This is a genomic window from Enterobacter cloacae complex sp. I1M (assembly GCF_014982425.1).
GTDB classification, from domain to species: domain Bacteria; phylum Pseudomonadota; class Gammaproteobacteria; order Enterobacterales; family Enterobacteriaceae; genus Enterobacter; species Enterobacter intestinihominis.
In genome coordinates, this window is the sequence record NZ_JADCLG010000005.1 from 144,784 (window position 1) to 164,264 (window position 19,481).

Annotated in this window: 22 protein-coding genes, 1 tRNA gene and 1 pseudogene; 6 read left to right on the plus strand and 18 right to left on the minus strand. The window is 51.6% G+C overall.

Annotated elements, in window-relative coordinates; all coding sequences use genetic code 11:
• Positions 1-8: 8 nt before the first annotated feature.
• Genes INF86_RS02320 through INF86_RS02330 form a run of 3 tightly spaced genes read right to left on the minus strand, consistent with a single transcriptional unit; the run spans position 9 to position 1,502 of the window.
• A complete protein-coding gene (locus INF86_RS02320) occupies positions 9-527 on the minus strand; it encodes a 2-oxo-tetronate isomerase (RefSeq protein ID WP_193543186.1) in 519 nt (172 codons plus the stop codon).
• A 15-nt stretch (positions 528-542) separates the two neighbouring features.
• A complete protein-coding gene (locus INF86_RS02325; protein ID WP_193543187.1) occupies positions 543-989 on the minus strand; it encodes a DUF421 domain-containing protein in 447 nt (148 codons plus the stop codon).
• Between the two features lie 9 nt (positions 990-998).
• On the minus strand, positions 999-1,502 hold the full coding sequence (locus tag INF86_RS02330) for a hypothetical protein (RefSeq protein WP_032626079.1): 504 nt from the start codon (positions 1,500-1,502) through the stop codon (positions 999-1,001).
• 139 nt (positions 1,503-1,641) lie between these two features.
• On the opposite strand from INF86_RS02330, the gene INF86_RS02335 reads away from it, so the two are divergent.
• Together INF86_RS02335 and INF86_RS02340 are read left to right on the plus strand one after the other, a co-directional pair.
• Complete coding sequence (locus tag INF86_RS02335) at positions 1,642-2,031, plus strand: YdeI family stress tolerance OB fold protein (protein WP_022649271.1); 390 nt, start codon at positions 1,642-1,644, stop codon at positions 2,029-2,031.
• A gap of 61 nt (positions 2,032-2,092) precedes the next feature.
• Positions 2,093-2,977 (plus strand): SDR family oxidoreductase, encoded by an 885-nt coding sequence (locus INF86_RS02340; RefSeq protein WP_022649272.1) that lies wholly within the window; start codon positions 2,093-2,095, stop codon positions 2,975-2,977.
• A gap of 102 nt (positions 2,978-3,079) precedes the next feature.
• Here INF86_RS02340 and INF86_RS02345 read toward each other — a convergent pair whose 3' ends face one another.
• Positions 3,080-5,062 carry an alkyl/aryl-sulfatase gene (locus INF86_RS02345; RefSeq protein WP_193543188.1) on the minus strand — a complete coding sequence of 661 codons (1,983 nt, stop codon included), beginning with the start codon at positions 5,060-5,062 and terminating at the stop codon, positions 3,080-3,082.
• A gap of 171 nt (positions 5,063-5,233) precedes the next feature.
• On the opposite strand from INF86_RS02345, the gene INF86_RS02350 reads away from it, so the two are divergent.
• Positions 5,234-5,632 (plus strand): hypothetical protein, encoded by a 399-nt coding sequence (locus INF86_RS02350; protein ID WP_022649275.1) that lies wholly within the window; start codon positions 5,234-5,236, stop codon positions 5,630-5,632.
• A 58-nt stretch (positions 5,633-5,690) separates the two neighbouring features.
• Here INF86_RS02350 and INF86_RS02355 read toward each other — a convergent pair whose 3' ends face one another.
• From INF86_RS02355 to INF86_RS02370, 4 genes are all read right to left on the minus strand, one after another.
• Positions 5,691-6,302: an outer membrane beta-barrel protein gene (locus tag INF86_RS02355; RefSeq protein WP_022649276.1), complete on the minus strand. Its 612-nt coding sequence runs from the start codon at positions 6,300-6,302 to the stop codon at positions 5,691-5,693.
• A gap of 100 nt (positions 6,303-6,402) precedes the next feature.
• Positions 6,403-7,032: a winged helix-turn-helix transcriptional regulator gene (locus INF86_RS02360; protein WP_193543189.1), complete on the minus strand. Its 630-nt coding sequence runs from the start codon at positions 7,030-7,032 to the stop codon at positions 6,403-6,405.
• Between the two features lie 63 nt (positions 7,033-7,095).
• On the minus strand, positions 7,096-8,271 hold the full coding sequence (locus INF86_RS02365; RefSeq protein ID WP_023298534.1) for an OmpP1/FadL family transporter: 1,176 nt from the start codon (positions 8,269-8,271) through the stop codon (positions 7,096-7,098).
• A 212-nt stretch (positions 8,272-8,483) separates the two neighbouring features.
• Positions 8,484-8,627: a hypothetical protein gene (locus INF86_RS02370; RefSeq protein ID WP_058676772.1), complete on the minus strand. Its 144-nt coding sequence runs from the start codon at positions 8,625-8,627 to the stop codon at positions 8,484-8,486.
• 186 nt (positions 8,628-8,813) lie between these two features.
• Between INF86_RS02370 and INF86_RS02375 the strand changes: the two genes are divergently transcribed.
• Entirely contained in the window at positions 8,814-9,458 is a 645-nt protein-coding gene (locus INF86_RS02375) for a LysE family translocator (RefSeq protein WP_023298536.1), read from the plus strand.
• A gap of 21 nt (positions 9,459-9,479) precedes the next feature.
• Here the strand turns inward: INF86_RS02375 and INF86_RS02380 are convergent, their stop codons facing one another.
• From INF86_RS02380 to INF86_RS02390, 4 genes and pseudogenes are all read right to left on the minus strand, one after another.
• The gene (locus tag INF86_RS02380; RefSeq protein WP_063146499.1) at positions 9,480-9,836 is read right to left on the minus strand and encodes a putative T6SS immunity periplasmic lipoprotein; all 357 of its coding nucleotides are present in this window, start codon (positions 9,834-9,836) and stop codon (positions 9,480-9,482) included.
• Positions 9,775-10,005: pseudogene (locus INF86_RS22335) on the minus strand (hypothetical protein); the annotation flags it as partial. The gene INF86_RS02380 and the pseudogene INF86_RS22335, both read right to left, overlap by 62 nt.
• A 169-nt stretch (positions 10,006-10,174) precedes the next feature.
• The gene (locus INF86_RS02385; protein WP_022649281.1) at positions 10,175-10,489 is read right to left on the minus strand and encodes a hypothetical protein; all 315 of its coding nucleotides are present in this window, start codon (positions 10,487-10,489) and stop codon (positions 10,175-10,177) included.
• A 518-nt stretch (positions 10,490-11,007) separates the two neighbouring features.
• Positions 11,008-11,424, minus strand: a complete 417-nt coding sequence (locus INF86_RS02390; protein WP_226863006.1) for a recombinase family protein — start codon at positions 11,422-11,424, stop codon at positions 11,008-11,010.
• Positions 11,425-11,664: 240 nt separating this feature from the next.
• Between INF86_RS02390 and INF86_RS02395 the strand changes: the two genes are divergently transcribed.
• On the plus strand, positions 11,665-12,471 hold the full coding sequence (locus INF86_RS02395; RefSeq protein ID WP_023306876.1) for a DUF4225 domain-containing protein: 807 nt from the start codon (positions 11,665-11,667) through the stop codon (positions 12,469-12,471).
• Here INF86_RS02395 and INF86_RS02400 read toward each other — a convergent pair.
• The 3 genes from INF86_RS02400 to actS form a co-directional block, all read right to left on the minus strand.
• A complete protein-coding gene (locus INF86_RS02400; protein ID WP_015673660.1) occupies positions 12,468-12,782 on the minus strand; it encodes a hypothetical protein in 315 nt (104 codons plus the stop codon). The two genes, INF86_RS02395 and INF86_RS02400, sit on opposite strands and share 4 nt — an antisense overlap.
• 596 nt (positions 12,783-13,378) lie before the next feature.
• Positions 13,379-13,452, minus strand: a tRNA-Gly gene (locus INF86_RS02405).
• Between the two features lie 80 nt (positions 13,453-13,532).
• Positions 13,533-14,273: an amidase activator ActS gene (actS, locus tag INF86_RS02410; RefSeq protein WP_063137624.1), complete on the minus strand. Its 741-nt coding sequence runs from the start codon at positions 14,271-14,273 to the stop codon at positions 13,533-13,535.
• A gap of 163 nt (positions 14,274-14,436) precedes the next feature.
• On the opposite strand from actS, the gene idi reads away from it, so the two are divergent.
• A complete protein-coding gene (idi, locus tag INF86_RS02415) occupies positions 14,437-14,979 on the plus strand; it encodes an isopentenyl-diphosphate Delta-isomerase (protein WP_032676492.1) in 543 nt (180 codons plus the stop codon).
• A gap of 48 nt (positions 14,980-15,027) precedes the next feature.
• On the opposite strand, the gene lysS is transcribed toward idi, so the two are convergent.
• From lysS to recJ, 3 genes are all read right to left on the minus strand, one after another.
• Positions 15,028-16,545, minus strand: coding sequence for a lysine--tRNA ligase (lysS, locus tag INF86_RS02420; protein ID WP_022649302.1), 1,518 nt, complete (start codon positions 16,543-16,545; stop codon positions 15,028-15,030).
• A 9-nt stretch (positions 16,546-16,554) separates the two neighbouring features.
• Positions 16,555-17,653, minus strand: a protein-coding gene (gene prfB / locus INF86_RS02425) for a peptide chain release factor 2 (RefSeq protein ID WP_096147815.1) whose coding sequence is annotated in 2 segments (ribosomal slippage) — positions 16,555-17,577 and positions 17,579-17,653 — 1,098 coding nt in all. Because the reading frame shifts where the segments join, the coding sequence is not laid out codon by codon here.
• A 90-nt stretch (positions 17,654-17,743) separates the two neighbouring features.
• Entirely contained in the window at positions 17,744-19,477 is a 1,734-nt protein-coding gene (gene recJ, locus INF86_RS02430; protein ID WP_193543190.1) for a single-stranded-DNA-specific exonuclease RecJ, read from the minus strand.
• Positions 19,478-19,481: the final 4 nt, after the last annotated feature.

The following is a 19,481-nucleotide window of genomic DNA, read 5'->3' on the forward strand; positions in this document are numbered from 1 at the left end:
CCCTTGTCTCAGACGCTATCCCATCCGGAGAGTATTTCGATCAGTTCAGACAGCGAATAACGCACCGCTTTTTCCACCACATCCTGACATTCACCGGAAAACAGCACGGTGCGGGTTTCCGTCTGTCCGCAAATATTCCAGCCGAAGCAGACCGTACCGGCTGCCGTGCCATCGTCTCCGCCTTCCGGTCCCGCATAGCCGCTGATGGCAACACCAATATCCGCCTCGGCAATATCGCGAATTTTAGCGGCCATCTCAGTAACCGTTTGTTCACTGACGGCGGTGAAGCGCTCAATCGTTTCGTGCCGCACGCCGAGGATCCTCTCCTTCGCCGCATCGCTGAACACCACCATGCCAACATCATAAAATTCCGCCGTGTTCTCTTCGGCACAAAGCGCAACCGCGAGATTACCGCCGGTGCAGGACTCCGCCGTGGTTAGACGCAGTCCTCTTTCTGTGAGCGTCGTGGCAAGCTTTTTCGTCAGCTCGCTGATGGTCGTATTATTATCGTGAATAAGGTTGCTCATGGATGTGCCCCTTAGTTAATTTTCTTCAGGAATAATTGAAATATGGCCGTTACGCTCAAGGATCGCGTACTTAATATCCTTTAATTCCGTTATGCCGTGGTTCTGCCGTGCTGAAACCAATATATCATCGCAGGATACATCGACTTTTTTCAGTTTATCCGCAATGGGAATACCATTCTCTACCAATATCACCGGGGTGCCATCAAGAATATTCTCAACAGAAGAAGAATATTTTTTAATCAGGCCAAAAATAATATCCACCACCACCAGCGTTGTTATTGTAATCATCGCACCGGTGACGGAAAAATCTTCGCCCAGTAGCGCCTGCTGTGTCGCCTCACTGATAATTAAGAGCAAAATAAGGTCAAAGCTGGTCATTTGCAGCAGGGCGCGCCGTCCGGCGACTTTAAACACGATCACCAGAAACAGGTATATTGCCAGGGCACGAAAAACCATGTCCATATTCGACTCCTATGGGTAAATAAACTGCCAGAAGCGGATATCTGGCCCGTTGTTTACGCGGATGCTGTTTGTCCATTTCCCTGCTTTTGTCGGCGTGATGAACAGCAGGACGGTGAACTTATCGCTCTGTTTCAGATTGTCGTAAACGAGAAACAGGGTGTTCCCCCGGCTATACATGCTGTCCGGCTGCGGCCAGACGCTGCCCGGCTCATATACGTCGCTGCTTTCGCTGGTCAGGCTGAGAATATATTTACCCTCAGACGTCACCGGAAACGTCAGCGTCATCCGCGATTCGGTCTGGCGGCGGCCGAAGCGCTCATAGCTCAGCTTCAGGGATTTTGCTTCGTTTGTTTTCTCCACGTCGCTAACCGCACCGCTGGAAAACAGGCCGGCTAACGCGGCCACGATAATACCTAACAGAACAATAAAACCCACCTGACGAAATGCATACTCAAACGTCAGTAAACGATAACTCTCTTTTATCCCAGGCACTTTTTCATTTTTTGGTTCCATGGCTTTTGTCACCGTTTCGCTTAATTGCCGAAATTTTTGATTTTTCTACGCAAATGCTTTTAAGACTTATCACATTTGCCACATAAAGGAATAGCAACAATACTTAATAAGTCAAGACATCCAAAATGAAGGATATCAGATGAAATTATCAGTGATTTCAGCCTTGTTAATATTAATTATCCCTTCCGCATGGGCAGATAATAACGGCGGGTTACAAAAGGGTGAAGCGCCGCCACCGCCGCACGCCCTGGACAGTGGTTATCGTGGTACCGATGATGCGCGCATTATGACCATTACTCAGGCGAAAGAGATGCATGATGGCGCCTCTATTTCACTGCGCGGCAATCTTATTGATGGCAACGGCGATAAATACGTATTCCAGGATAAAACCGGGAAAATCGACGTTATTATCCCGAAAGCCGTATTTGACGACAGAACCGTGGAACCTGACAACATGATCAGTATTAGCGGCTCGCTCGATAAAAAATCATCCCCACCCGTAGTGCGGGTCAGCCACTTGCAAAAATAATTCAGCGAAGCGTTAACGCTGTAACTATCCATCAAATCTCACCCCTAACAAGGAGTTAGCTATGAGTGATAATGAACAACGTACGAACGCTTACCCAACGCCACCTTTCCCGGAGCAGCCCCAGACGCCACCGGGCCTGGCCTCTGAAATGGACCCTGTTCCCGATCACGGCGAGACAAGCTACAAAGGGCATGGCCGGCTTACTGGTAAGAAGGCGCTAATTACCGGGGGCGATTCCGGCATCGGACGCGCAGTAGCCATTGCCTATGCCCGCGAAGGGGCAGATGTCGCCATTAACTATTTGCCGGAAGAGGAAGAAGACGCTGCGGAAGTGATCGCCCTGATTAAAGCGGAAGGACGGAATGCCGTCGCGCTACCGGGCGATGTGCGGGACGAAACTTTTTGTCAGAACCTGGTGGAACAGGCCGTCGGAAAACTGGGCGGGCTGGACATCCTGGTGAATAACGCAGGCCGCCAGCAGTACCGTGAGACGCTGGAAGAACTGACCACGGAAGATTTTGACGCGACCTTTAAAACCAACGTCTATGCGCCTTTCTGGATCACAAAGGCGGCGTTGCGCCACATGAAAGCTCCCGCTTCCATCATTAACACCTCATCTGTACAGGCGGTAAAACCGAGCGCCGTACTGCTTGACTATGCGCAGACCAAAGCCTGTCTCGCGGTGTTTACCAAAGCGCTGGCGAAACAGCTGGGTCCGAAAGGGATCCGCGTGAACGCGGTAGCGCCCGGACCTTACTGGACCGTGCTCCAGCCCAGCGGTGGGCAGCCACAGGAAAAAGTGAAACATTTTGGCGAGAGTACCCCTCTGGGACGCCCGGGACAGCCCGTGGAGATCGCACCGCTGTATGTCACTCTGGCCTCGGATGAGTGTTCATACACCTCCGGGCAGGTCTGGTGTTCAGACGGCGGCGACGGCGTCATCTAGCGCTCAAGCAGCGCAGAGTGTAGGCCGGGTAAGGCGAACCCGCCACCCGGCAAATTGTTGCAGGCGAATGCTAAAGGGCTGCGAAAGCAGCCTTTCTTACATTTAAGGGGTGACGACAGGAAACCAGAAACTGAAGCTCTCCATGCAGCGCAGCATTTCGTCTACCTTCGCGGCGTTGCCGACGATCGTCACCTCTCCTGCCTGTTGCGCCTTTTTCAGCGTGGTCTCCTTAAGGATGATTTTGTTCAGCGTTTCGCGGCTGAGCGTAATGGTTGCATCCGGATCTTCTGCCTGGATATTGGCACTATGGTTTAGCACGCCATTCTCCAGCTCCAGCTTATACCTGCCGCCCTCGCGGCCTAAATCAACGTTAAAAATGCCTCTGGCATTCGCCGCTCTGACGCCGTTAAGGTGAACGCCGAAGTAGTCAAAAATCATCTCAGTCGACATGGCACGGACCGCATCCGGGCTGGCGGTTTTGGGCGTCGGCTTTATCTTCACGCCGTTACGCAACTCTTGCGCACCGGTGAGGTAGGCGTTACGCCACGGCCCTGACTCCGCATGGTATCCCAGCTGTTCAAACGCATCGGCTTCCAGTTCGCGCGCCGCTTTATTATTCGGATCGGCAAAAACGACTTTACTGACCACCTGAGCCACCCAGCGATAATTCCCCCGGGCATAATCGACACGGGCTTTTTCAAGGATCGCGCGGGCTCCGCCCATGTAATCGACATACTTTTTCGCCGCCTCGACCGGAGGCAGTTCATCGAGCGTCGCCGGATTGCCGTCGAACCAGCCAAGATAGTAGACATAGGTGGCTTTGACGTTGTTGCTTACCGAGCCGTAATAGCCACGGCCTGCCCAGGATTTAGCCAGCCCGTAAGGCAGGGCGAAATTAGCGGCTATTTCATCCCTCGTCAGCCCCTTATTCGCCAGTCTGAGCGTCTGGTCGTTGATATAGCGGTAGATATCACGCTGGCTTTTCATCAACTTCACCACTTTTTTGTTACCCCACGTGGGCCAGTGGTGCTGCGCGATAATGATTTCCGCTTTATCACCCCAACGATCGATGGCGTTATTGATGTACTTTGACCATGCCAGCGGATCGTGTATTTTCGCCCCGCGCAGCGAGTAGGTATTGTGCAGGGTGTGAGTGACGTTCTCTGCTGCTTCGATCAGCTTTTTCTCTTCCACATACCAGAGCATTTCAGACGGTGCTTCCGATTCCGGCGTCAGCATAAAGTCATAGGTGAGACCGTCAATGACCTCTTTCTGCTCCTCTTCGGTAATAGAGTGAGTGGGCGCGATGAGCGTGACCGTTCCGGCTGAGGTGGTAGTCCCCAGACCTGCCCCCACCTGCCCCTTCGCACCGGGCTTCAGCAGGTTTCCGTGGATATAGCTGGCACGGCGGCTCATGGCGTTTCCGGCCATGATATTTTCCGATACCGCCTCTTCCATAAAACCGGCTGGCGCATAGACTTTCACTTTGCCGGACATTACCCCGGCTTCATCAATTACGCCACGCACGCCGCCATAATGATCGACGTGGCTATGGGTATAAATAACGGCAACAACCGGACGTTTGCCGCGATGCTTAACGTAAAGATCCATGCCCGCTTTAGCCGTTTCCGCAGACACCAGCGGATCGATAACCGTGATCCCCTCTTTGCCCTCTATGATTGTCATATTCGACAGATCGAGGTTGCGGATCTGGTAGACGCCTTCCGTGACTTCAAACAGACCGCCGATATTATTCAGCTGCGCCTGACGCCACAGGCTCGGGTTGACGGTATCCGGCGCTTTTTGCCCTTCTTTGATAAAAGCGTATTTCTGGGGATTCCAGATAACGGCGCCTTTTTCACCTTTAATCACCGCAGGTGGCAGCGGGGCAATAAAGCCTTTATGCGCATTTCGGAAATCGGTTTTATCAAAGAAGGGCAGTTGACCATAAAGTGCATCATTCATTTGTTTCGTATGGGCAGTAGCTTCCTTCACCTCCTTTTGTGCCAGGACAGGCAATGAGATCAACGAGGCCAATAGCAGACCAGCAACGGCCATCGCACTAACGAGAGTTTTAAATTTCATACATCCTCGAGGCGTCATATTCACGCTGGCGGTACATGGGGGGAAAGGAGGCTATCACCGGGCTTTTCTTTTACCTATGGAAATAACGTTTATAAATAAATAAGTTTATTCTTTCGTCGCTGCGGCCTTCAGGGATAATGCTGAGTCCAATTATTTCCCCGGAGTGATTCGATGAAGAGCCTGCCGTTCTTTTTCGCTATATTAAGTCTGAGCACATTAACAGCATGTAGCTCTCCACCACCAGACAACGTTGAAAAGATTAATCATCTGCAAATTCCGCTGGTATTACCGGGGGAAAAACCGCCGCAGGCACAGATATCTCATATCGCGTCTCTTTATCAGGAAAATAAACAGCAGATCGATAACTTAACGCGCAGCGTAAAATCACAGTATCTTCAGGACACTACCGCAAAAGAAATTTTTGTTGCGGACAGCGCTGTTCAACGCGTTTACGCCTCGCTGACCAAACTGGAACAGTTAGATATGGTTAATCAGCAATACCTGAAAGACAATAATGTCACGGGCCTGCAAAATATTCATATTATGCTTGAACCGTTATTCGCCAGCTGACAACAAAAAACCCGGCAACATAGCAGCCGGGTTTTTCTTAATCGCCATATCACATGCATCAGTCGTACTGACCAAAGCGATAGCTAAGCCCTGCGGTGACGGAACTCAGGTCGCTGCTCACACCGATCTGGTTTGCATTACCCACATTGCTTACCCACTGATATTCCAGGCGGCCAGCCCAGTTTTTATTGAAGGCGTATTCAGTACCCACAGCTGCAAGCGGGCGCACACCGGTTTCAAAACGATTGTGACCACTTACATCGGATTCAGCGCGATAGCCCATCGCACCGGCACGGCCGTAGATATCCCAGTCATTGGTCAAGGCATAGCTGGCCTTCAGGGACATTTGCAGACCCTGCGTCTTCATTTGCGCCCCTGCGCCATGCTGACCCTTGATCTGCATGTTGCCTAAATAATCATAACCGCCTTCTACCGCAAGCCATGGGGTAATCTGGTAACCCGTATAAACACCCCCACCGACATTATCATGGTCAAAATCGAAGTGGTCGGAATTATTGTTATCAAACGCTTTTGAACCCATATTGGTATCAAAATAGTGTGACCAGCCGAATTTCGCTCCGCCATACCAGGTGCCCGCATCAGCGGCGGCGAACGCGGAAGTGGCGGTAAACGCATTAACCATAATCAAAGCGAGAACTGTCTTTTTCATAAATATACCGTTTACTTAATAAAGATAAAACTTAGAAAGCAAACGATATAGAAAATTAACAGCCTCGTTAATTCCATTTCTGTTTAATTTTAAACTTCCCCTAGAATGATTCAGGTAAGTGTCTGACTTCAAGCAAATACCCACCGCGCTTAAAGGAGATATATTCTCCCTGTTTAAGGGCGGATAATACATTGAGTATACTACTGCGAGAAAGCAGCGTACGATCCTGAATATATTCCAGTATCGTGGTACGCAAACGCGTCTCCTCCGGGAGCAAAATCATTTCCTGAAGGTGGTTACGAATAACGGAATAGGTACGCTGCTGGAGTACCTGCGCATCACGGAATATCAAATAGGCCGTATGGTATGAGAGCAGCGCTGCGACATCCTCCCAGACGCCCTCGGCACGGAATAACTCGGCCGCCTTGTCCGCATCGAGACGTAAAATGGTCGACTCCCTTTCCGCACGGAGAAAATGGCCTTGCGTAGGCTGGATCATCTCAGCAATACCAAACAAATGCGGCTCGTAAACGGTCACGACCACCAGTCCATCCGATGTCCGCAGCAGGGACAGCTCCCCTTCCAGAAAGAGGTACATCTGCTGTTTCCCCTTCCGTAACCAGGTGAGTCGCTTACGTGGAACAACGTGCACTTTCTCCGCTATCGACTCAAGGATAGCGGTCAGTCGTTCGATGGATTTTTCGGGTCGAACAGGCGGTAAAATATGCATGGTACAACCTTCTGACATTCAGTATCTGCCATTATAGACCATATATTTTAAGCGGTTAGCCGATCAAAACTGATAGCTGTAGTTGACGCTGGCAAACCAAAGATAAGGATGGTCGTAACTTCCGGCAAACGCCACCGGCGATTTCACATGCGACGACTGCATATGAAGATACGACACGGCAATACCAATATTGCTGGCCGGGGTGATCTGATACTGGGCTCCCGTACCAAATCGCCACTCATCGCCGGTAGGTAAGGTTAAGGCCACATCGCTCTGGCTTTCATACGGCGAGCTGTCGAACGCCACACCGGCATTCAGTCGCCACTGAGGCGTTGGACGATACTGCACGCCCACCGCACCGTGCCACGTGTCCTTCAGGCGGCTGACGTTGTTAAGCTGCTGGTCCCCGACGACGATTTGCGGCGCGCCGAACTGGCTCCAGTCCTGCCAGCCGAGATCGCCCATAACCGACCACTGCGGGTTAATGTCATGCACAAGGCTGAGCATAATTTGCTGCGGCGCGCTGATTTGTGCTGACACCGGCAGGTCGTAGGTGCCGTTCTGTAGACGCGCGTTGCCGTCAATATTGAAGCTGTAGTCCGTTTCGCTGTTCCAGGTAATACCGGCTCGGGTCTGGTCAGTTAGCTGCATCAGCAGCCCAAGCCGATAGCTCATGGCCAGGTCTTCATCGCGTCGCCGGTAGTCATCATCGTTAACGCTGCGAGTCAGCGAGAAGTAACCGTAGTTAACGTTGGCGGACGCGCCAATCGAAAGACGGTCGTTAAGCTTATAGGCCAGCGAGGGGCTGAGCGTCATGGCTACCATGGTACTCTTTTTAATCAGCCTGTCGCCCGCCCAGCTGCCGTAGTCGATCCCCAGGCCGTAATTACCGTAAAGCCCGACCCCGGCATAAAGATTATCGGTCACCTTCTGGCTATAAAAGGCGCTGGCATTCGGGATGGTTTTCATCACATCGCCGGGGCTTTGATGGGCATCGTTATCCAGCTGGTTGTCGATGGAGCCATCCATAACCTGTAACCCACCGGTGACCATATGATCCGGTAAGCGCGTCATGCCAGCCGGGTTGGTCATAATTGTAGAGGCATCCTGCGCACGAGCCGCCTGCCCTGCTCCGGCAAGCGCGGTATCTTCGGTGCCAGCTTCATAAAAATAGAGGGCGCTGGCATGGGCACTGGAGGCAGCTAATAAGCCAGCGCACAGGAGGAGTCGTGTTTTCATCTGCGATCCGGGAAATAAAAAATTTGCCGACAGATATAACAGCGGCGATTGATTACGTAAAAAGAAAGAGGGTTTAATTTTAAATTATGCGCGCGCGTAATTATATTTATGACACTCCAGCGACAGCCGGAACAAAGGCACCGTGATTCTGCATGCACCAGGAGAGGAATTTCTTACAATGCCGTTTGTACTCGTTCGGCTTAAGACAAGCGTTACTCACTACTGGGATCGCCCTTATCCTCTCGCATGGATTCGATAAACTCCCGTTGCTCCGGTGTGAGTTCAAGCTCATCCAGCAGGCGATCTAACTCTTCTTCAGGCGATTCCTTTTGATTCTTTCTCTTCCCGCTAGCCATACTCACCCTTGAGTTATTAGGATTAATCTCAGGGTATCCAGGGTACAGGAAATGTGCAACTTAGCGTGTTACGCCATGAGTGATTCGTTGTTTAGCAAAAGCAGACTAAAAGCATATAAAATCACCCTTTACGCATAAAAATTCAGTGTTAGCATGGAGGTACATAATTTTTTTCTGGAGATGGCTATGCTGGACATAACTCATTTTGGGCTTTTCGCCCTATCTGTATTTCTCCTTTCCGTTACACCTGGGCCTGATATAGCCTACGTGGTAGGTCAAAGCGTGGTTAATGGAAGACGCGCGGGAATTATCTCTGCCGCTGGTGTAGCATTAGGTAGTTGCACACATGCAATTGCAAGCGCTGTGGGATTAACCGCGTTGATAACAGCATCTCCGATGATGTTCACCATCATTAAGTCTCTCGGTGCGGCTTATCTGGTGTATCTCGGTAGTAAGATGATTTGGGGAACGCTGACAAAGCAAACCACGAATCACAACGAAGCTGAACGCGTTAAGGCAAAAGCGACTCTGACGAGTCTACTTACTAAAGGTTTCATAACTACCTTAACCAACCCGAAGGTACTGTTATTCTTCATCTCCTTTTTCCCTCAATTCGTTGCGCCTGGAAGCGAGCACCAGACAGCTTCTTTTCTACTCCTGGGAATGACCTACGCATTGATCGCTTTTATGACTGATTTAACGTTCGCCGTACTTGCAGGTAGTGCAGCCGGAACCGTTTCGCAAAACAGAAGGTTGCAGAAAATACTGGATAGAATTGTTGGTGTAACATTCATTGGATTAGGGCTCAGATTGGCGTTTACACGCCGTTAAGAATATGGGGCGTTCAGCCCCTTATTCTTTAGGATAAGAAAATACAGCAGTGACTAAATGTGACCCTGATTTATCAGATTGGACGTCATAGGCGAAGTTATACCGCTCTCCAGGTGTAAACTTAAATCCGAACACAGGAAGACACCCGCCCTTTTGAACATACACGGGCTTGTCATCAAAAATCTTGTGAAGAGAGTCGCTATTATCACTGTTGATTTGGATAGCAGTGATCCGTTCCTGTGGCTCCAGTGGTGACAACACACAAACTTGATTATCTTTGATTAATGCCGTTGAAGATTCACGATCTACCATTCGATCACCAGGCCCAGGGCATCCCGTTAAGATGAACACAACACCCAGCAACATTTTGTATTTCATGTTTAACGCCCCTGTACATCCCCATGCGCCCAGGCCTTTGATAATAAGACCACTTACTAATCCCATAAACCAGCAGTAACCAGTGATCAGCTAAAATAGAGGCTTGCTGTTCAAGAGAGTAATCAGTGAGCTTTTCTTTATCCAGCCTGTAGGTATATTCAGCAGCCCAGTAGGACTTGCTCGAAAGCTGGAGTCTGGAGATTATTCCGCTGGCTTTCACACGATTACTATCGCAATGTCAGCACAATAAGCACTCTTAAGATAACAATGAAGATTATCGGTTATGGCGTTAAAGCAAAAGTGATTTTCGACCTGTTAACAGCAGAAAATGGAACCCCTTAATCCTTTGTATTTTTTCGATAACGCCAGGATTTATAGGAAATTACCGGCGGCTGTGCGAAGGACATAATGGCAACCCCAAAGATCATCGCCAGCCCCCATGCAGCTGCTCTATCAGGTGAGCTGAAGACGAAAAGTAGCAGTAGGGTAAAGGTACACACAGCCACCACTCCCGCCAGGGTAACAAATCGTCTAGCGAGGTCATTTATGGCCTCTCCAGGCGTTCCTCCATATTTTTCAATATTGCTTTTTATCTTCTGCAATTCGGGCTGCGTAAACCCTGAACGTAACAAAGCCTCATCAGTCACTTTCATATCGTCTCGTTCCTTATCTCCCAAAAGTGTTTTTCCAATCGCTGATTATGCAAGCAATCATAATGATGAACTTTACAGCAATCCAGCCGAAACTTTTCGGCAGATTCCATCTCCCCTTTCTTATTATCTGGGTGATGCAAGGACATTACGACAATGGTTGGTTTCGCTTTGCGAAAGTCAGAAGTACTTTGTATTGATTAACACTTAGTATTGATTCATGTACAAACTTTGCTAAAACCTCCCTACCCTCTGACAAAGGAAAGCCACTTACCTTCCTTTAGTGGTTTATGTCGGAATTTTTGACAACGAAAAACCCTCCATTTCTGGGCCTGTGAGAGCCTATCAGCGGGACGCTGTGATATGGGTCTGTCAGTTTACAATTGTGAGGGGGATGACGAGCTGTAGAGTTTCTGGTGGAGCATACGGAGCTATTGGTGGTGGTGCTCGCGCTGGTGTGGATTTCAGGCAATAAAAAACCCCGCCGGAGCGAGGTCAAAGTGGGGATGTTTTAGAATTGTTCAGGCTTCGGCCTTAATGTTCATGACTGTTCTGGTGCTGACGTTGTGGCTTTCTGCGATTGCACGAATGGTTTTACCTGCTGCGAGTTCTGCTTTAATGGCTTCACGATCAATAGAGCGACCTTTGCCCCGTCCGGTGATCCTGCCTGCGGCTTTTGCTGCTTCATAACCTTCACGCTGGCGCTCCAGCATCGTTTCACGTTCCATCTGTGCGACTGCTGCCAGTACGGTCAGCATCATATTACCTGCTGGAGAGTTCTTCCCGGTCTTAAAATCCTCTTTGTGGAACTGAACAACTACACCCCGTTCTGTTAACCGCTCAACCGTTGCCAGCAAGTCAGCAGTGTTACGGCAAAGGCACAGGAAGACAGCGTTTCGCCTGTTGTAATAAAGCGAGGCAAATTGCAACGCAAGCAAAGTAGTGTAACGCAGTGATAACACCAGGATATTTCATGCAGATCCAGTGAAATTATTAGGCAGCTAATCGATCCACTCAGCGGATCTATAATAGAGCCGGGGATATTTTAAGCAGGAGGATGTAAACTGGGAGGATAAAGAGACGGGACACCTACGGGGGCGGGTTGTGTAAGTATTTCCTGTTGTCTTCGACCTTATTGCACGTCAAATGACCAGACACATTTTGGAAAGGAGTCTTTAATGGATATTGCGTTGCTTAACAGGGGCTGGAACAGAACATGGTCAGATACCATGGTAAATCTGGAAGCCCGGAAACTCGTCGAAACTGCAAATCGGCTATCAGCATTCTATTTGCAAGATGGGATAACACGTATCAAGTTTGTCGAAGAGATAAGGCAGGTCGTAGAGAAAGAATTTGAAACTGCACGACGGGCCAAAACCGATGAAGAATGCATTGCATGCATCAAAAATCTGCGTGCCGAAACGGATAATCTGCAAGAACAAGAACGCCTGTTAAGAACCAGAGCCGCCCAACTTTATGCAAAGGTCGAGTTTGTCAGGGAAAACAATAAAATCGTCGGATACGTGATTTCGGCAATCCATATAGTGGTATCTGGAGCAGCATTATTTGGTGGGATGGTTATGATGTCCACTATGACCCCTGTTGGAGTTCTTGCAGGAGCAGTTTTATTTGTTGATGGTATTAACGGTATAACAAAAGAAGCAAGCCATCTTCGCTATGGTGAACAATCCAAATCGGAAGGAATTTTTGCTGATGGCGCAATGGAGACCGCGCAATTTATGGGGTTTAGCCCAAAAAGTGGATTAGCTCTTTATAATACGGTGACTCTAGGGGCGAGTGTCTATAGTATCTTCGGCTTAGCAAGGAAACCCGGAGCTTGGCGATTATTCCGTTGGCTGCCGCGTGATTACTACCGAAAAGTTGACACAATGAGCAAGCCTAAGCTAACGATGAAAATCGCTGGATATGGTGTCAAAGCGAAAGTCATTTTTGATCTTCTGGCTACTGATAACAGTACTAATTAAGATTTGTTCGCTCTACAGAATCGCCAAGATTTATAAGCAAGTACAGGCGGTTGTATAAAAATTGCAACCGCTGCGCCACAAGAAAGGCCAATAGCACCAGAGAAAACACTCTGCTCAGATGCGAACATCACAAGAAAAATGAATACAGCAAGGCAACCGGATACAACCCACACGGCAAGAATAAATCGCCTAGCCAGGTCCCTGATTGCATTCCCCAACGTTCCACCATAGCTTTCAACGTTGTTCTTTATCTTCTTCAAATCCGATGGTGTAAAGCCAGAACTCAACAAAGCCTCATCAGTAACATCCATATTGTCCTCTCCGCATTTCTTAACTGGCAATGGCACACATAATCATAGTGATGAACTTTACAGTAATCCACATGATGTTTGTGCAATGTATCAGATTTCAGACAATAGAAGCCATAAAGCCCCGTTAGTGGTAGAAGCAACAAGCGGAGCATAGCGACTGCAACAGGCCAACCTAGTTGGTTTCGCTTTGCGAAAGTCACCAGTGACCAAATCAGATTGTCAGGGGGATCACACCTTATCAGGGTGCTCGTGTACCTTTCGGAGCGTGAGCAAAGCGCTGGCAGAGCCGGATCTGTAGCTACCGGGGCATTACCACTATTCACCTGTTTACGTGGCTCATAGGGCCACACATCGGGCTTAAATGCGTGTGTTCAATCTGTTCGGGAGTTATGCCAGGTATGCGGCTTTTTGTTCGTTGTTGTACTATCGCGGTAAGAACCTGGAACCACCGCCAGCGTGAGGATATGTTCCCTTGTACCACAGACCTATCACGCGACAGGTACGGGTATAGAACAGTGGGTAGTTTTAGTTGTACCTGCTAAAGCAGAGCAACGTAACTAACTGATGAAATATAACTTCTTGATTTATGAGGAGACTGGAGCGGGCGAAGGGAATCGAACCCTCGTATAGAGCTTGGGAAGCTCTCGTTCTACCATTGAACTACGCCCGCTTTGAGGTGCGTAAGGCATTATAGACCTTACGCCTCTTCATACAAGCCTTTACCCCACTAAGTGGCGATTAAATAATCACTTAGCACTTCGGTTTACTGCCCTGCGCCGGAAGATAACGCTGCGGATCGATGGCCGTGGCCTTATAGCGGATCTGGAAATGCAGCTTCACCGTATCCGTCCCGGTACTGCCCATGGTCGCAATCTTCTGCCCCGCCTTCACGTTCTGGCCATTATTCACCAACATCGTGTCGTTATGCGCATATGCCGTAATGTAGTCCTCACCATGCTTAATCATGATCAGGTTACCGTATCCACGAAGCTGGTTACCGACATAGACCACCTTCCCGGCCCCTGAAGCGTAAACCGGCGTGCCGCGTGCGGCAGCGATATCAATACCTTTATTGCCCCCTTCCGAGAGCGAGTACGGCGCAACCACTTTTCCGCTTGCAGGCCAGATCCAGCAGCGCTGACCGACCGGCGGCCAGGATGATTTAGGCACCTGATAGGATGGCGTCACTTTGGCTGTTTTACGCGTTGAGGACTTATTCCCTGAGGAGGAACCGCCGTTAACCTTGAGCTTTTGCCCTATCTCAATGGTATACGGTGGAGAGATATTATTCAGGCGCGCCAGCTCCTTCACGCTGGTCCCCGTGGCACGTGAGATGCGGTAGAGCGTGTCCCCGCGCTTAACGGTATAGACGGCACCGGAATAACTGCCCATATCCGAAGATTTACTCCCCGAGCATCCTGCTACAAGTAGCGTCAGCGTCAGGCAGAAAACGGCAATGATCGGGTTTCTCGTCAGGCTTCCTGCAAACAAAACAGCTCCTCGGTCAGCGTGAATGGCGCACTATGATAGCAGCCCAAACTGATGCGGGTCATGCCCTTTTCCGCTCTGTGGGCCAAACCGTTCGCATAAGAATGCAGTATAATAATTCCGCTGATGGTGCTGAACCATTAAGCATTATGGCACTGGAGCATCAATGAGTATTCAAGAACACGTTATTTTGGTAAATGACCAGGGAAAGGTGATTGGCACTCAGGAGAAGTACGCCGCGCACACGTCACACACCCCGCTTCACCTGGCCTTCTCTTCATGGCTGTTTAACGCTAACGGAGAATGTCTGATTACCCGGCGCGCCTTAAGTAAAAAAGCCTGGCCCGGCGTGTGGACCAACTCCGTTTGCGGACATCCACAGGCCGACGAAGCGACAGAGCAGGCGATTATCCGCCGCTGCCGCTTTGAAGTCGGCGCCGAAATCATAGACATCACTCCCGTTGCCCCGGAGTTCCGCTACCGTGAAGCCGACCCTTCAGGGATCGTTGAAAACGAAATCTGCCCGGTCTATGCCGCCCGCGTAACGAATACCCTCGCAATCAATAGCGACGAAGTGATGGAGTATCAGTGGGTGGAGCTGGACGCGCTCTTCCGCGCGCTGGACGCCACACCGTGGGCATTTAGTCCGTGGATGGTGCAGGAAGCGAACACTGCGCGCGAAAAACTCAGCGCTTTTGCGGCGCAATAAAAAAGCCCCGGCGATGAACGCACGGGGCTTTTTTTACGTCTTAACGGCTTATTTCACCGGACGCATCGCCGGGAACAGGATCACGTCGCGGATGGTGTGGCTGTTGGTGAACAGCATCACCATACGGTCGATACCAATACCCAGGCCAGCCGTCGGCGGCAGGCCGTGTTCCAGCGCGGTTACGTAGTCTTCGTCGAAGAACATCGCTTCGTCGTCGCCTGCCGCTTTCGCGTTAACCTGATCCTGGAAACGCTGCGCCTGATCTTCTGCATCGTTCAGCTCGCTAAAGCCGTTACCGATTTCGCGGCCACCGATGAAGAATTCGAAGCGGTCAGTGATTTCCGGGTTCTCGTCATTACGACGCGCCAGCGGAGACACTTCCGCCGGGTATTCGGTGATGAAGGTCGGCTGAATCAGGTGCGCTTCGGCCACTTCTTCGAAGATCTCGGTCACGATACGGCCCAGACCCCAGCTCTTCTCAACCTTAATACCGATGCTTTCAGCGATCGCTTTCGCAGAGTCGAAGTTATCCAGATCCGCCATATTGGTTTCCGGACGGTATTTCTTGATCGCTTCGCGCATAGTCAGTTTTTCGAACGGCTTGCCGAAGTCGAACACTTCTTCACCGTAAGGGACCTGCGTGGTGCCCAGAATATCCTGCGCCAGGGTACGGAACAGGGATTCGGTCAGCTCGATCAGATCTTTGTAATCCGCATACGCCATATAGAGTTCCATCATGGTGAACTCTGGGTTATGACGTACGGAAATACCTTCGTTACGGAAGTTACGGTTGATCTCGAACACGCGGTCGAAACCACCGACCACCAGACGCTTCAGGTACAGTTCCGGCGCGATACGCAGGTACATGTCCAGGTCCAGGGCGTTGTGATGGGTGATGAACGGACGGGCAGAGGCACCGCCTGGGATCACCTGCATCATCGGGGTTTCTACTTCCATAAAGTCGCGGTTAACCATGAACTGGCGAATACCGGCCATGATCTGGGAGCGAATTTTGAAGGTCTTACGGGATTCATCATTAGAGATGAGATCCAGGTAGCGCTGACGATAGCGCGCTTCCTGATCCTGCAAACCGTGGAACTTGTCCGGCAGCGGGCGCAGGGCTTTGGTCAGCAGACGCAGCTCGGTGCAGTGGATAGACAGTTCACCGGTCTTGGTTTTGAACAGTTTACCTTTAGCGCCCAGGATGTCGCCCAGGTCCCACTTCTTGAACTGCTCGTTATAGATGCCTTCCGGCAGGTCGTCACGAGAGACATACAGCTGAATGCGGCCGCCAACGTCCTGTAAGGTCACGAAGGAGGCTTTACCCATGATACGACGGGTCATCATGCGGCCCGCCACGGACACTTCAACGTTCAGCGCTTCAAGCTCTTCGTTCTCTTTACCGTCGAAGTCTGCGTGCAGTTGGTCTGAGGTGTGGTCACGACGAAAATCGTTCGGGAACGGCACGCCCTGCTCGCGCAGCGCTGCCAGCTTCTCGCGGCGGGTTTTCAGTTCGTTATTAAGATCGACTACCGCGTCAGCGCCCTGTGATTGTTGTTCAGACATGTTGGTTCCTCATAACCCTGCTTTCAAACTTGCTTCGATAAATTGATCCAGGCTGCCGTCCAGCACCGCCTGCGTGTTACGGGTTTCAACCCCGGTACGCAGGTCTTTGATGCGGGAGTCATCAAGGACGTAAGAACGGATCTGGCTGCCCCAGCCGATGTCGGACTTGTTGTCTTCCATCGCCTGCTTCTCAGCATTTTTCTTCTGCATCTCCAGCTCATAAAGCTTCGCTTTCATCTGCTTCATGGCCTGGTCTTTGTTCTTATGCTGGGAACGGTCGTTCTGGCACTGTGTTACCAGCCCGGTTGGAATGTGGGTAATACGCACCGCAGATTCCGTACGGTTAACGTGCTGACCGCCCGCGCCGGATGCGCGGTACACGTCGATGCGCAGGTCAGCCGGGTTGATGTCGATATCGATATCTTCATCCACTTCCGGGTAGACAAACGCGGAGCTGAAGGAGGTGTGGCGACGGCCACCGGAATCGAACGGGCTCTTACGCACCAGGCGGTGAACGCCGGTTTCAGTACGCAGCCAGCCGTAGGCGTAATCGCCAATAATCTTGATGGTGACGGATTTAATACCCGCCACTTCACCTTCGGACTCTTCGATAATCTCGGTTTTGAAACCGCGCGCTTCTGCCCAGCGCAGATACATACGCATCAGCATGCTGGCCCAATCCTGCGCTTCGGTACCGCCAGAGCCTGCCTGAATATCGAGATAGCAGTCAGCGCTGTCGTATTCGCCGGAGAACATGCGACGGAATTCCAGCTGCGCCAGCTTCTCTTCCAGCACGTCGAGCTCTGCCACGGCTTCGTTAAAGGTTTCTTCGTCGTCGGCTTCGACAGCCAGCTCCAGCAGCCCAGAAACATCTTCCAGACCCTGCGCCATTTGATCCAGCGTATCTACGATGGCTTCGAGGGAGGAACGTTCTTTACCCAGCGCCTGCGCGCGTTCAGGTTCGTTCCAGACGTCCGGCTGTTCCAGCTCGGCGTTTACTTCTTCGAGACGCTCTTTCTTGGCATCGTAGTCAAAGATACCCCCTAAGAACGTCAGAGCGCTCCGTGAGGTCCTGAATGCGGTTTTTTACCGGATTAATTTCAAACATGGTCTGTTTTCTTTTATGAGCTTGTCAAAATGCGGTGATAAGAGCGGGATTGTACCGAATCCACGCCCTTTTTTATAGAGATTACTGACGCTAAATTGGCCAGATATTGTCGATGATGATCTGAAGGGTGCGGTTACCGCGGAACTCGTTAATATCCAGCTTATAGGCCAGCTCAACCTCGCGCACGCCGTTGTCCGGCCAGATGGAGGTATTAACGTTAAAGGCGATGCCGTCGAGCAGCGGCCCGCCGCCGACCGGTTCCACCATCACTTTGAGATGGCGTTCGCCCACGATGCGCTGTTGCAGCAAACGAAAACGTCCGTCGAAAAGCGGCTCCGGGAACATCTGCCCCCACGGGCCGGCATCGCGCAGCATCTGCGCCACCTCCATGGTCATTTCAGCCGGAGAAAGCTCACCGTCAGAAACCACTTCACCCTGCAACAGAGACGGATCGATCCACTCGGTGACCAGTTCGCCAAACAGACGCTGGAACTCGTCGAACTTCGCCTCTTCCAGCGACAGGCCTGCCGCCATCGCGTGGCCGCCGAACTTAATCATCAGGTTCGGATGAAGCGTGTCGAGACGCTCCAGCGCATCGCGCATATGCAGCCCCTGAATGGAACGACCGGAGCCTTTCAGCGTGCCGTCCCCGGCGGGGGCGAACGCGATCACCGGGCGGTGGAAACGCTCTTTAATGCGCGACGCCAGAATGCCCACCACGCCCTGGTGCCATTCGGGGTGATACATCGCCAGCCCACCCGGCAGGTTATCGCCGCTGCGCTCCAGTTTTTCGCACAGGGTCAGCGCTTCGGCCTGCATCCCCTGCTCAATCTCTTTACGGGTCTGGTTGAGTGCGTCCAGCTCACTGGCCAGCACGCGCGCTTCGCCGATGTTGTCGCACAGGAGCAGCGCAACGCCAACCGACATATCGTCCAGCCGCCCCGCCGCGTTCAGGCGCGGGCCGAGGGCAAAACCCAAATCGCTTGCCGCGAGCTTCAGCGGATCGCGGTTGGCAATTTCCAGCAGCGCCTTGATCCCCGGACGGCATTTGCCCGCCCGAATGCGGCTCAAGCCCTGCCAGGTGAGAATACGGTTATTGGTATCGAGCGGCACCACGTCCGCCACGGTTCCCAGCGCCACCAGATCGAGATACTCCGCGAGGTTCGGCACGGCAATCCCGCGCGATTCGAACCAGCCCTTATCACGCAGCAACGTGCGTAACGCCAGCATCAGATAAAACGCCACCCCTACTCCGGCCAGCGATTTCGACGGGAAATCGCAGTCGCGCAGGTTCGGGTTAATGATGGCTTCAGCGTCTGGCAGGGTTTCTCCTGGCAGGTGGTGATCGGTGACCAGTACCGGGATCCCCAGCGCATGGGCATGATCGACCCCCGCATGAGAAGAGATCCCGTTATCCACGGTCATGATCATCTGTGCACCACGGGCATGGGCCTGATCGACCACTTCCGGGCTGAGGCCGTAGCCGTCTTCAAACCGGTTCGGCACCAGGTAAGCCACGTTATCGCAGCCCAGCGCACGCAGGCTGAGTACGCTCAGCGCGGTACTGGTGGCGCCGTCGGCATCGAAATCGCCCACCACGACAATCCGCGTCCCGTCACGGAACGCGTCGTAGAGCATTTCAGTCGCTTTTTCGATGCCACTCAGCGCTTGCCAGGGCAGCATGCCTTTGACGCTGCGCTCAAGATCGCTTGCCGTACGCACGCCACGGCTGGCGTACAACCGCTTTAACAGCAGCGGAAGCGTATCTGGTAAATCCGCGGTTTCAACCGCATCGCGGCGGCGCAGTTTTATCGGGGCTTTCACGCGA